Origin of the sequence: Pseudoalteromonas sp. ESRF-bin5, from assembly GCF_002632075.1 — a bacterium.
In the GTDB taxonomy this organism is placed as follows: Bacteria; Pseudomonadota; Gammaproteobacteria; order Enterobacterales; family Alteromonadaceae; genus Pseudoalteromonas; species Pseudoalteromonas marina.
The window spans coordinates 1-12,993 of sequence record NZ_NTLW01000083.1 but is presented as its reverse complement, the minus strand read 5'-3'; the positions used below and the strand labels follow the sequence as shown (position 1 = coordinate 12,993).

Here is a 12,993-nt window from a genome sequence, read left to right as displayed (position 1 = left end):
CCGTAGTGCCACATTTAACTGATTTACAGCAAATGTACATGGCGCTTAAATCAGCACGCCAAGAGCGTGGTGCTATTGAATTTGAAACACTCGAAACGCGCTTTGTATTTAATGCACACCGTAAAATAGAGTCTATTGTGCCTGTTATCCGCAACGACGCGCACAAACTCATTGAAGAATGTATGATTTTAGCCAACGTGTCAGCGGCTAAATTACTCGAAAAGAACGAGGCCAGTGCACTTTACCGTGTGCATGATGAACCCGACAGTGAAAAGCTAGGTAACTTTACACAGTTTTTAACTGAGTTAGGGATTCAGAGCACATTAGGCGACGAACCAACGCCTAAAGAAATTACGCAAATATTAGCTAAATTAGGCGAGCGCCCAGAGGCCGAGCTTATTCAAACTATGCTGCTGCGCTCAATGAAACAAGCGGTTTATCAGCCAGATAACATAGGTCACTTTGGTTTAGCGTTATCGGCTTATGCGCACTTTACATCGCCTATTCGTCGTTACCCAGATTTAGTTGTACACCGTGCAATTAAAGCGGTGCTAAAAGCACAAGGTCAACAAACGTCAGGCGCATACGCGTACACTGACGATGAAGTAGATCAATTAGGCGAGCAGTGTTCAACTACTGAGCGCCGTGCAGACGACGCGACTCGCGAAGTAGCCGACTGGCTTAAATGTGAGTTTATGCAAGACCACGTTGGCGATGAGTTTACCGGGGTTATTTCGTCGGTTACAAACTTTGGTTTATTTATACGATTAGACGATTTACAAATTGATGGTTTAATTCACGTTACTAATTTAGGCGACGAGTTTTTTGCACATGATGCTGCAAAACATTGCCTGATTGGTGAACACAGCCACACCGTTTACCGACTTGGCGATAAAGTAACGGTGCAAGTTGCCTCAGTCAGTTTAGACGACCGCCGTATAAACTTAGTACTTAAAGGCGATGTAGCACAAGACAGGTATTCACGCCGTCGTGCACCTAAAGGTAAAGGCCCTGCGAGTGTACGCTCACAATTAAAAGCAGGCAAAGTACCGGGTAAAAAATCAGACGACAAGCCAAAAGGTAAAAAAAAGCCAGCCGGTAAAGGTAAAGCTGGTGGTAAGTCGGCGGTTAAAGCCAGCGATGGCACCGCAAAGAAAAAACCGAAAAAGAAATCGGCTAAAAAGCCTAAAAGACCAGGCAAAAATGCCCGTAAACGTACAAGCCCAGGAGCATAAAATACGTGAGTAATGAATTAATTTTTGGCTTTCACTCTGTTGAAGCAATTTTAGCAAAAGAGCCTGAGCGATTTTTAGAAATTTACGCCCTTAAAGGCCGTGATGATAAACGCTTAACACCGATTATTGATGAAGCACGTAAATTTGGTATTTCAGTACAATTTATGCAGCGTAAAGCACTTGATAACAAGTCGAAAGACGAGCAGCATCAGGGGATTATTGCTAACGTAAAAGCGGCGCCAACTTACAACGAAAAAGATTTAGATGTGATCATTGCGCGTGAAGAAACTCCATTTTTACTCGTACTTGATGGCATAACCGACCCGCATAACTTAGGTGCATGCCTGCGAAGTGCAGATGCCGCTGGCGTACATGCGATCATTGTTCCTAAAGATAAGTCGGCAAAGCTTAACGGTACAGCACGAAAAGTAGCGTGTGGCGCAGCAGAAACAGTGCCCCTTATTCAAGTCACTAACCTCGCACGTACGCTTCGTGAAATTAAAGATGCTGGCGTATGGGTAGTTGGCACAGCAGGCGAAACCGACACGCATGTATTTGATGCAAGCTTAACAGGCCCAATGGCCATAGTTATGGGCGCAGAAGGTGAGGGGATGCGCCGTTTAACGCGTGAGCATTGCGATGTATTGGTTAAAATTCCAATGGCAGGGTCGGTGTCTAGCTTAAACGTATCGGTTGCAACCGGTATTTGTTTATTTGAAGTATTACGCCAACGTAACGCAAACAATTAAATTGCTCTAGCTTAAAGCTTAAGCATTAAAAAAGCCGAGATTAAATAATCTCGGCTTTTTTGTATCTACTATTTGCTAAGTATGGTGTGAGTAAAACGGTTTAGTTAACGAGTCGTTTTACTCAGCAACTACTTAAAAGCTGTATGTGTAGCCCATTTGAATACTACGAGGCTTACCTGGCTGAATACCGCCATTAGCACGGTTAGCTATGTACGTTTTATCAAACAGGTTATCAACCGTTAAGTATACTTTTTGGTTGTCGTCGATTAAGTATTTAGCAGCTAAATCCCATACTACACGGCTATCAATTGCGTTTAAGCCTGAGTCAGATAGGTCGGCATGAGAATCAGATACGTAACGTATTTGGCTGTTAACAACAAACGATGCAAACTCAGCGCCTAACGATAAAGCAACTTGATTTTCAGGTACGTAAGGCATTGCATCGCCTTTTTCTACCGAGCCCCAAATTTCTGAATCAAACGTGTTTTTAAACTCAGAGTCAGTGTATGTGTACGTTAATTTAACTGGAAATTGCGCAGCGTCTGTTGCAAAAGTACGACCCGCACTAAATTCAAAGCCCGATACTTCTACTTCACCGTAGTTGTATTGGTCGCCAATATTTTCGTCGCTACAACCCACAGCAGCAGTACAGTTACCGTGCATGTTGTCGTAATCAGAGAAAAACGCAATCACTTCACCGTTAAAGCCATCCATATTAAAGCGAGAGCCAAACTCAAGGTTTACACTTTCTTCTTCTTCTTGGTCAGCATTACCCGGTGCCGCTGGAGCGTAACCTTTTTGAATACCCGCAAGTAACGTAACGTTATCGTTAAGTGTGTAAGTGGCACCTAACGATGGCACTAAAATTTCAGTATCGTTAGAAATATCTTTAGTTAAGCCATTGCTACGAGTTGGATCTGATTTAGACCATTCTTCACGCGTAATGGTAATGTCTTCGTAACGAAGACCTGCATTAATAACTAACGCGTCTAGTGTCCATTCGTCTTGAACAAATAACGTGCTTGCTTTTGCGCTATCTACACGGTTGCTATCTGAGCCAGGTACACCTTGCGATGTAAGTGTCATGCTTAGGTCTTGATTAAGCGTGTACGTGTCTTGCCATTGGAAACGATCCATTTCGTCTTCGTGGTAACGCACACCAACAGTAACGTAGTGATCGCCTGCAGGAATATGTAATTCAGACTGAATGCCTTTTGCTTGGTAATCACGGTTGTTAGCTTTAACACCAATACCTTCAATACCTTCGCTTGTTGGATTTGCTTCAAAGTCGCTGTATTGCTCAAGCGTGCTTGTTCCTACACTACTTGCTTTATACCAGTTACGATGAAAATCGTTTAGGTAAGCGGTTGCAAGTAATTCGTAGCCTTCACCAAAACGGTACGCATAGTTTAGTTGGTAAGCGTTGTGGCGAGTGTTCATTTCATCGTTTTGCGATGCAGCGTAACGGCGATTAGGGTTTGCTTTGTAATCTTCGTCAGTTAAGCCCATGTAAGTTTCGTCTGATGTTTCGTCAGAGTATTTTACTTTTAGCTCAATGTTATGCGCATCGTTTTGACCAAACGTATGGCCAAATTTTAATAGCAAATCTGTTTTTTCAAAGCCCGTGTTGTCGCTGCCAACAGGGAGCTCTTTAAAGCCATCGGCGCCGTAAGTAAATACTTCAACCAAGCCAGACGTGTTGTTTTTTTCTTTACCAAAGTACGCGTGGCCTTTGTAGTAGCCATCGCTACCAAGCGCTGCATCTACCATACCTTTAGAACTATTTGGCTCGGTTGGTAAGCTACGAGAAAGTAAGTTTAAAACGCCACCTGTAGTACGAGGACCGTATTTAACAGAGGCCGCGCCTTTTAATACTTCAATTGTTTCCATACGACCCATAGTAGGGAAGTAATAAGCAGAAGGCGCAGAGTAAGGCGCAGGTGCGACTAATACACCATCTTCCATTACAGAAATTTTATCGTTACGGCCGGTACCAGTACCGCGCATACCAATGTTAGGACGAAGGCCGTAGCCATCTTCTTCTTGAACGTAAACACCCGGAACAGACGCTAAAACACGCGAAATATCGGTAAACTCAAATTTTTGAAGTTCTTCGTCAGAGATAAAAGTAGCCGAACCAGGAATGTCGTTTATAGCTTGCTGTGAGCCAATAACTGTAATTTGTTCAAAGCGTTGTTCTTTATCGCTGGTGTCTTTAGCCATTGCAGTGGCTGTAAAAGACAAAGCAACCGCAGTTGCAAGAGTAGATACTAAAAACTTAGGGTTCATTTTTGTCCTAATCACGTTGATTATCTAAATTGGCGTAATTTGAACACGTTAACGAATGCGAATCAATATTATTAAGTATAAAACTATTCATTTTTTTAGAACTAAAAACATATATTATGTAACTTAATTAACTTTTTTATATCTTTTGTATTGTTTTGTAATCGTGAAGCTAAGTATAAAGTTGAGTGTGTGTTTTATTAGCCTAAACGCAGGGCAATAAACTCAGCAAGCTTATCTACCGCATTTTCTGACTCCCCCGAACTTTTAACCAAGCTAATACCAATGTTGCCCAGTGCCGGTAAGTGTTTAGTGTGTACTTGGTAATTAAGCTCGCTGGGTACGGTACTTTTTGCCAGTACTGTTATACCAAGCCCTTCTTTTAATGCCGCAATAAGCCCCGTTAAGTCGGCGTTGCTATATACAATACGGTATTTTATGCCGGCATTTTTAAGCGCATCGGTAGCGCGGCGGCGATAAATACATCCCTCTGGCGCGGTTACTAAGGTAACCACTTGGTTTTTTGCTTGGTTTAAATCACCCACCCACACCAATTGGTCTTGCATAAAAATAGGAAATTTACTTGAGGTAAGTTGCTCGTTTAGCGCAAGCACTAGATCAAATTGGTCTTGCCTAGAAGCCGATAGCAAATGCTTACTTAATCGCGATTTAACTTCAAGCGATACTTCTGGGTACAGCGCCACAAAGTCGCCAATAATAGAGGGGAGTATACGCGCAGCAAATTCGCTAGGTATGCCTAAACGTACTTTTCCGGTAATGCTCTCTGACGTAAATTGCTGCAAAATGGCATCGTTGTATTGTATCATTTGTTTTGCCATGGGCAATAATAGTTCGCCGTACTGGTTTAATACTTGGCGCTGGCCTTGCTTTTTAAATAATTTATAGCCTAATACATCTTCTAAACGCTTTATTTGTAAGCTTACCGCTGGTTGCGAAAGCCCCAAAAAGTCGCCGGCTTTGGCAAATCCGCCTACATCTACAATCATTACAAAGGTACGTAAACTGTCGGTTGATATATTTTTCATATTTAAAATTACAATTTATGTGGCTACATATATAAGTATTATTTATCAATTGATAAATAATTACAATTTGTTGTTACAGACCCCGCGCAATATAATTTTAAGATTAAAAATACACAGGTGTTTGTTATGACTTTTAACCCAATAATGTTTGCCCGCCACAGCAACGCTAACAGCGCGGTTATAAACGCTTTGCAAACAAATAACAGCACAGTTGTAATGGATTTTAGCGGCAGCGAAGCTTCTGTATTTTTAAGCAGTATTTTAGGCCACGATTTAACAAAATTAACGGCCAGCGGTTTAGGTTTAAAAGGCACATTAGATGGCGACTTTTATTCTGACTTTAGTTACGCCGTGTATTATTTTAGCGAAACCGCTTTTCGATTTGTATTACCTCACAGCGCAAGCCTGCAATTACAGTCACTTATAAACGAACAACAGCTTCGTTTTGATATTGACTACGTTATTCGTACCGACCTAACTAGCTTTACCTTAAGCGGCGAAAACGCCTTTGATACGCTAGTTGATGCCTTTAAATTAACACCCGGTTTGCGATTATCTGACGCACAACTATGCTACGGTGCGCAAAGCGGTGAGGTATTTATTACCGCGATTGATAACAAAGATGAGCAGCATTTTGTGCTCATAGCTAAAGCGCCAGAGCTACAAAAATGGCAAAACTATATGCAAACGCTGGGTTTTGCAGTAATGCAAAATCAGGCCGCATAACAAAAACAACCAACAGGTAAACATAATAATGTTTGCCTGTTTTTAATTTAAGCCACGCCCATTAAGGGTTAATTTAAAACGTGAAGGAATGTTATGACTTCTAAAACTGTACTCCATGCTAAGCACCTAGAAGCGGGCGCAAAAATGGTTGATTTTCATGGCTGGGAAATGCCAATCAACTACGGCTCACAAATAGAAGAACATAATGCAGTGCGTAACGATGCAGGCATGTTTGACGTATCACACATGACCATTGTTGATATTGAAGGCGACCAAGCTAAAGCATTTTTACGTAAGCTTGTAGCAAACGACGTGGCTAAATTAACCGTACCTGGTAAAGCGCTCTACACCGGCATGCTTAACGAGCAAGGCGGCGTAATTGACGACCTTATTATTTACTTTTTCAGCGAAACGTTTTACCGCTTAGTGGTTAACTCGGCTACGCGCGAAAAAGACTTAGCGCATTTAGCTAATGTATCGAGCGATTTTGCCGTTACAGTGACTGAGCGCCCAGAGTTTGCAATGATTGCAGTGCAAGGCCCTAACGCACGCGAAAAAACAGGCACGCTTTTAAATGCAGAGCAACAAGCTGCAGTTGAAGGCATGAAGCCGTTTTTTGGTGTTCAAGTGGGTGATTTATTTTTTGCTACAACGGGTTATACTGGCGAAGACGGTTACGAAATTGTAGTACCAAACGACCAAGCAGCCGATTTATGGCAACAACTGCTAGACGCAGGTGTAGCGCCAGCTGGTTTAGGTGCACGTGACACGCTACGTTTAGAAGCAGGTATGAACCTTTACGGCCTAGATATGGACGAAAGCGTATCGCCACTTGCAGCTAACATGGCATGGACCATTGCATGGGAACCAGAAGATCGTGACTTTATTGGCCGTGACGTACTGGTTAAACAACGCGCTGAAAAAAGCACCGACAAGCTTGTTGGTTTAGTACTTGAAGAAAAAGGCGTATTGCGTAGCGGTTCAAAAGTAATTGTTGACGGTGGAGAAGGGGTTATTACCTCAGGTACTTTTTCACCTACACTTGGTTTTAGTGTAGCCCTTGCACGTGTACCACGTTCAACAGGCGACACTGCTCAAGTAGAAATGCGCAAAAAATTAGTTAACGTTAAAGTAGTGAAGCCTAGCTTTGTACGCAACGGTAAATCAATAATTTAAAATTTGGTGTTATCACCCAATAATACCAATCATGTTGAGTTATTAATCACTTATAGCGACGGATAAATAGAGTGATAACAAGGCATTAATTTTGATATGTAGTTGTTCTACCTGAGAAATTAATAACGATGTTAGCGCTTTGTTTAGACCGCTAGAGTGGTTAAATATTTAAGTTGATTGGTATCATAACCAAAGGAACAAGATAATGAGCAATATCCCTACTGAATTAAAATACGCTTCTTCACACGAGTGGGTTCGCGACGAAGGTGACGGTACCTTTACAGTTGGTATTACAGAACACGCGCAAGAACTACTTGGCGACATGGTGTTTGTTGAATTACCAGAAGTAGGCGACGAAGTAGACGCAGGCGAAGACTGTGCAGTAGCGGAGTCGGTTAAAGCTGCTTCAGACATTTACGCACCAATTGGTGGTGAAGTGATTGCTATTAATGAAGAGCTAGAAGACGCACCTGAAACAGTAAACAACGACGCGTACGGCGACGGTTGGTTATTCCGTCTTAAAGCATCTGATGTGTCTGAGCTAGACAACCTATTAGACGCTGAAGGCTACTCGCACACTATCGACGAAGAGTAATCACTTTTTGTCTAAAGCCCCGCATGTTGAGTAAACAATCGGGGCTTTTATGATTTTACAGCTTATTGCCCATACCCAGTAAGTTGCCAAATCATCATATATTTTAATCAATACTAGTTACCCATTAGTATTTAGGATCATAGGAATCTGGACACATGTCAAACGCCAAATCTCTTGAACAGTTAGAGCAAAAGCAAGATTTTATTCGCCGCCATATTGGGCCAAGCCCAGCGCAAGTAAGCGATATGCTAAGCGCTCTTGAAGTATCGAGTGTACAAGAGCTGATCGATCAAACTGTACCGGCTAACATTCGCCTAGAGCAACCGCTAAGCATTGGCGAAAGCCGTACTGAAGTTGAAACACTAAGCTACTTAAAATCAGTAGCAAGCAAAAATAAAGTTTTCAAATCGTACATTGGCCAAGGCTACCACCCAACACATGTACCGCACGTAATTTTACGTAACGTACTTGAAAACCCGGGTTGGTATACAGCGTACACGCCGTATCAGCCAGAGATTGCACAAGGGCGTTTAGAATCATTACTAAACTTCCAGACTATGACCCTTGATTTAACCGGCCTTGATTTAGCAAGTGCGTCGTTACTTGACGAATCAACCGCTGCAGCCGAGGCAATGGGCCTTGCAAAACGCGTATCTAAAGCTAAAAAAGCCAATGCCTTTTTTATTGCCGACGACGTACACACACAAACTATCGACGTAGTAAGCACCCGTGCTGAGCAGTTTGGTTTTGAAATAATTGTAGGCAAAGCGGCCGACGCCGTTAATCACGACATTTTTGGTGCATTATTCCAATACCCATCTACATCGGGCGAAATAGTTGACGTAACCGACCTAATTGCTGGCGTTCAAAGCAAAAAAGCCATTGCCTGTGTTGCTGCCGACATTATGAGTTTATTACTATTAAAAGCACCGGGTAAATTAGGTGCCGACGTAGTACTTGGTTCGGCTCAGCGTTTTGGTGTACCTATGGGTTACGGCGGTCCACATGCTGCATTTTTTGCAACACGTGACGCGTACAAGCGTTCATTACCAGGGCGTATTATTGGTGTATCTAAAGACCGTTTAGGTAACGACGCACTGCGTATGGCAATGCAAACGCGCGAACAACACATCCGCCGCGACAAAGCCAACTCAAACATTTGTACAGCGCAGGTACTACTTGCCAACATGGCGGCGTTTTATGCGGTGTACCACGGCCCACAAGGCTTAAAAACTATTGCGCAGCGTATACACCGCTTTGCTGATATTTTAGCTGCTGGCCTAAAAACCAAAGGCGTAGCCCTTAAGCACAGCACGTGGTTTGATACGTTAACAATTGTTGGCGACAACAAAGACGACGTAATAGCACGTGCACTTGCCAAAGGCGTTAACTTTGCTACAAACCACGACGGCGAATACTCAATTTCGGTTTCAGAAACCACAACCCGTGCAGACGTTGCCGAGCTATTTGATATTGTACTAGGTGAAGGCCACGGCCTAAGCGTAGACAGTATTGCAGCCGATATTGAAGCAAACGGTAGCGACTCTATTCCAGCGAGTTTAGTACGTGATGACGAAGTATTAACGCATCCAAACTTTAACAGCTACCACAGCGAAACAGACATGCTTCGCTACATTAAGCGCCTTGAAAACAAAGATTTAGCGCTTAACCACTCAATGATCTCGTTAGGTTCATGCACCATGAAACTAAACGCGACCGCTGAGATGATCCCAGTTACATGGCCTGAGTTTGCAAACCTTCACCCATTCTGCCCGCTAGACCAAGCAGAAGGTTATCAAATAATGATTAACGAGCTACACGACTGGCTAGTTAACATTACGGGTTACGATGCGGTTTCACTTCAGCCAAACTCGGGTGCACAAGGTGAATACGCAGGCTTAATTGCCATTCGTAAATACCACGAGTCACGAGGGGATGCACACCGTAACGTATGTTTAATTCCAAGCTCAGCACACGGTACTAACCCAGCGTCGGCACAAATGGCGAGCATGAAAATTGTTGTGGTTAACTGTGATAAAAACGGCAACATCGACATGGAAGACTTAAAAGCGAAAGCTGAAGACGTGTCTGAAAACCTGTCGTGTGCCATGATCACATACCCATCTACCCACGGTGTTTACGAAGAAACCATTCGTGAACTATGTGACATTATTCATGAGCACGGCGGCCAAGTTTACATGGACGGCGCAAACATGAACGCGCAAGTAGGTGTAACAAGCCCAGGTTTTATTGGCTCAGACGTATCGCACTTAAACTTGCATAAAACGTTTTGTATTCCACACGGTGGCGGCGGCCCAGGTGTAGGCCCAATTGGTGTTAAATCGCACCTTGCGCCATTTATGCCAAACCACAGCGTAATTAACGTACCGGGTACAAACATTAACAACGGTGCCGTATCGGCAGCGCCTTACGGCTCAGCCGCTATTTTACCTATTTCATGGGCGTACATTGCCATGATGGGGTCAGAGGGCTTAAAACAAGCCACTGAAATGGCCATTGTGAACGCTAACTACTTAACGCACGAGTTAAGCCAGCACTTCCCAATTTTATACCGTGGCCGTAACAATCGCGTTGCTCACGAGTGTATTGTTGACCTGCGCCCATTAAAAGAAGCGTCAGGCATTACTGAAATGGACGTCGCTAAGCGCCTACAAGATTACGGCTTCCACTCACCCACTATGTCGTTCCCAGTTGCGGGCACATTGATGATAGAGCCAACTGAGTCTGAGTCAAAAGGCGAGATAGACCGCTTTATCGAAGCGATGGTGTCAATCAAAGGCGAAATAGACAAAGTAATCTCTGGCGAATGGTCAATCGAAAACAACCCACTTGTGTTTGCACCGCATACACAAGCTGACGTACTTGGTAACGAATGGGATCGCGCGTATGACCGTTTTTACGCAGCCTTCCCAGTGCCTTCGGTAGCTAAAGACAAGTTCTGGCCAACTGTTACACGTATAGATGATGTATACGGCGACCGTAATTTAGTATGTTCATGCCCAGCGGTAGAGACTTATCGCGACTAAGAGCAGAGACTTGTGATCATGTAATTAAGTGGGTTAACGCTTTAATTAAGATGGTTAACACAACTTTCAAAAGGTGAGCATTTTGCTCACCTTTTCTGTTTTGACTATTAGATATATTATTCTTTACTTCAATGTAGTTGGTTCGAGTTCACGGCAGAAGTAAAAAAGCACGTTTGCTGCCAATTAGTTTGCGAAGATGAGAGTGGTTAGCTTTCTACATTGGTAAGATTCGCCCAATGTTTGCTTTCATCGGATCTGGAAAGGCACAGTATGTGAAACTAGCAGGATTTGACCGTACTGGCGCGTGCCATTTATACCGTCACAACAACGCGATCACGATGTTAGATAATGTCGCAGATCTTCGTCCCATCCAAGAAATGCTAGGCCATGACAGTATTCTCACCACATAACTTTGTACTCATGTTAGCCCTAAAAAGTTGTCTGAAGTTTATGGAGCTACTCACACTTCTGCTGAAGGTGGTAGCGGGTTGTTTTAATCCATAAATATCAGCAACCAAACTTTAAAGAATACAAGACATCTATCAAAGTCATACATGCTAATAAGTATTTGTAATAAAAGTATAAAATCGATACCTTAGTAAAAGGGATAATGATACGAAATTACAAGGTTAATGTTTGTTATGAACAAGCCAGATAGAGATAGGGTTGTATTTCACTCGATACACGACATGTCGAGTGGTCATTACTTATCAAAAGCAGAGCTGTTATTGAATAGCGAAATAGCAAACGATTTAGACGATATAAACGATATACTTGAACTGTACAATATATCGCTGTTTTTCGAAAACGGCATATACCTTAAAAGTTGGTCAGGTACAGATATTGTTGCTTACAAAGAAAAAGTTAATACGTTTAAAAATTTAATTAGGAAATTCATAACAAATATTGATGATAGTAACTTTCAGTCATATTTTGAAAATATAGATTACGGTTACTATGATAGTTTCTGGTTATTAATAAATAACTATCAACAATATAAAAAGATATCGCCTTCTCAAATAGAAGAAGTTTTAAATAACTCCCCCTATCAAATGAGGCACTTGTTGAGCCATAAAAATTTGGTGGATAAATATAAGCTTGTTCTCTGTGAGTTTTTAAAAAGTGACCAGCAAAGTGCAGAGATCCTGCTTTCTATATATGAAGTCGAAAATAGTTTTAATAAAACGAAGTTGTACCTACCTAGTTGTTTAACTATTCAAGATAAAGAAAGCATAATTGTTTCGTACATCGACTCAGAGCATTGCAATACTAACTACCTGCCAATAATACAAAATGCTAAAAAACATAGTGACTTCCGAATCTCAGATAAAACTAAATTAGCAGCTAAGAGAAAATACCAACAGTCTGTTAAAGAGTTTTTCGATAGTGGTTCTAGTTTATCATTTAAATACGGGGTAGCTATCAGTTATCCCGAAAATGCTTCTAAAATTAAACATGTTTGGATTGAACAGGGTACAGTCCATTATGAATTTAGCTTAGATTACATTAAAGAAAATAATCACCCATATATTCTGTACAGAAACTTCGAGACACTTTTTAAGTACGTGGATGAACAGAATATTGTAGCTCTAACCAGCAAAGAAAATCAGCTTGGAGTTTTAGAAAGAACTTTAGGTGTTAGATCAAAAACTGAATACGTTTTTGGTGTAGTGTTCACACAATTAGAAATGGCATCTATGGGCCAAATTGACACATATTCCAACGTACTAAAAGGGCTTGGGTATTCATTAGAAGATATTCTAAAAACAGTTTTCACTAATACTCTACCGGAATTATTTGACTTACCTAGTAACGCCAATTTTACAATCCCTACTCAAAATGCTTCTGCTTTAGAGAAAATAAGAACAATCGCACCTGAGTTCGAGTCGATATTGAAGCAATACAAACTATTTGTAGAAAATGGACATGAATCGCCCCGAGTTCATCGGAGACCAGTTTGTTTAAGTCAGGCCACTTTACCTGACTCGTTTAAATTATCATAGTAGTCTGTTTCATATTGAGCTGGTGAAATATACCCAATTGAAGATAATAAGCGTTGATTATTAAACCAATTGACCCACTCTAACGTTGCGTATTCAACAGCATCAACATTCTTCCACGGGCCATTTCTGC

The 12,993-nt window shown here is 41.9% G+C and carries 11 protein-coding genes; 8 read left to right on the top strand and 3 right to left on the bottom strand.

The window, feature by feature from the left end; genetic code table 11:
* Together BCG07_RS04020 and rlmB are read left to right on the top strand one after the other, a co-directional pair.
* Positions 1-1,235: ribonuclease R family protein (locus BCG07_RS04020; RefSeq protein ID WP_286888813.1), on the top strand; the 1,235-nt coding region annotated here is incomplete at its 5' end.
* A gap of 5 nt (positions 1,236-1,240) precedes the next feature.
* A complete protein-coding gene (rlmB, locus tag BCG07_RS04015) occupies positions 1,241-1,984 on the top strand; it encodes a 23S rRNA (guanosine(2251)-2'-O)-methyltransferase RlmB (RefSeq protein ID WP_006794097.1) in 744 nt (247 codons plus the stop codon).
* Positions 1,985-2,116: 132 nt separating this feature from the next.
* Here the strand turns inward: rlmB and BCG07_RS04010 are convergent, their stop codons facing one another.
* Together BCG07_RS04010 and BCG07_RS04005 are read right to left on the bottom strand one after the other, a co-directional pair.
* Positions 2,117-4,273: a TonB-dependent receptor family protein gene (locus BCG07_RS04010; RefSeq protein WP_286888810.1), complete on the bottom strand. Its 2,157-nt coding sequence runs from the start codon at positions 4,271-4,273 to the stop codon at positions 2,117-2,119.
* A gap of 197 nt (positions 4,274-4,470) precedes the next feature.
* Entirely contained in the window at positions 4,471-5,316 is an 846-nt protein-coding gene (locus BCG07_RS04005) for a LysR family transcriptional regulator (RefSeq protein ID WP_286888808.1), read from the bottom strand.
* A gap of 126 nt (positions 5,317-5,442) precedes the next feature.
* Here BCG07_RS04005 and BCG07_RS04000 point away from each other — a divergent pair, with 126 nt between their 5' ends.
* The 6 genes from BCG07_RS04000 (at position 5,443) to BCG07_RS03975 (ending at position 12,863) form a co-directional block, all read left to right on the top strand.
* Positions 5,443-6,042 carry a hypothetical protein gene (locus tag BCG07_RS04000; protein WP_286888806.1) on the top strand — a complete coding sequence of 200 codons (600 nt, stop codon included), beginning with the start codon at positions 5,443-5,445 and terminating at the stop codon, positions 6,040-6,042.
* A gap of 93 nt (positions 6,043-6,135) precedes the next feature.
* Positions 6,136-7,218, top strand: coding sequence for a glycine cleavage system aminomethyltransferase GcvT (gene gcvT, locus BCG07_RS03995; RefSeq protein ID WP_286888805.1), 1,083 nt, complete (start codon positions 6,136-6,138; stop codon positions 7,216-7,218).
* 205 nt (positions 7,219-7,423) lie between these two features.
* Positions 7,424-7,813 carry a glycine cleavage system protein GcvH gene (gcvH, locus tag BCG07_RS03990; RefSeq protein WP_006794102.1) on the top strand — a complete coding sequence of 130 codons (390 nt, stop codon included), beginning with the start codon at positions 7,424-7,426 and terminating at the stop codon, positions 7,811-7,813.
* Between the two features lie 155 nt (positions 7,814-7,968).
* Positions 7,969-10,860 (top strand): aminomethyl-transferring glycine dehydrogenase, encoded by a 2,892-nt coding sequence (gcvP, locus tag BCG07_RS03985; RefSeq protein ID WP_277054052.1) that lies wholly within the window; start codon positions 7,969-7,971, stop codon positions 10,858-10,860.
* A gap of 236 nt (positions 10,861-11,096) precedes the next feature.
* Positions 11,097-11,270 (top strand): tyrosine-type recombinase/integrase, encoded by a 174-nt coding sequence (locus BCG07_RS03980; protein ID WP_277054053.1) that lies wholly within the window; start codon positions 11,097-11,099, stop codon positions 11,268-11,270.
* Positions 11,271-11,501: 231 nt separating this feature from the next.
* Positions 11,502-12,863: a hypothetical protein gene (locus tag BCG07_RS03975; protein ID WP_286888801.1), complete on the top strand. Its 1,362-nt coding sequence runs from the start codon at positions 11,502-11,504 to the stop codon at positions 12,861-12,863.
* Here BCG07_RS03975 and BCG07_RS03970 read toward each other — a convergent pair.
* Positions 12,827-12,993, bottom strand: a 167-nt coding sequence (locus tag BCG07_RS03970; RefSeq protein ID WP_286888815.1) for an IS3 family transposase, incomplete at its 5' end; no start/stop codon positions are given. The two genes, BCG07_RS03975 and BCG07_RS03970, sit on opposite strands and share 37 nt — an antisense overlap.

Excerpts from the sequence above, each read along its gene's own strand:
- BCG07_RS04010 (WP_286888810.1), bottom strand. The coding sequence starts at position 4,273 with ATGAACCCTAAGTTTTTAGTATCTACTCTTGCAACTGCGGTTGCTTTG.
- BCG07_RS04005 (WP_286888808.1), bottom strand. The coding sequence starts at position 5,316 with ATGAAAAATATATCAACCGACAGTTTACGTACCTTTGTAATGATTGTA.
- BCG07_RS04000 (WP_286888806.1), top strand. The coding sequence starts at position 5,443 with ATGACTTTTAACCCAATAATGTTTGCCCGCCACAGCAACGCTAACAGC.
- gcvT (WP_286888805.1), top strand. The coding sequence starts at position 6,136 with ATGACTTCTAAAACTGTACTCCATGCTAAGCACCTAGAAGCGGGCGCA.
- gcvH (WP_006794102.1), top strand. The coding sequence starts at position 7,424 with ATGAGCAATATCCCTACTGAATTAAAATACGCTTCTTCACACGAGTGG.
- gcvP (WP_277054052.1), top strand. The coding sequence starts at position 7,969 with ATGTCAAACGCCAAATCTCTTGAACAGTTAGAGCAAAAGCAAGATTTT.
- BCG07_RS03980 (WP_277054053.1), top strand. The coding sequence starts at position 11,097 with ATGTTTGCTTTCATCGGATCTGGAAAGGCACAGTATGTGAAACTAGCA.
- BCG07_RS03975 (WP_286888801.1), top strand. The coding sequence starts at position 11,502 with ATGAACAAGCCAGATAGAGATAGGGTTGTATTTCACTCGATACACGAC.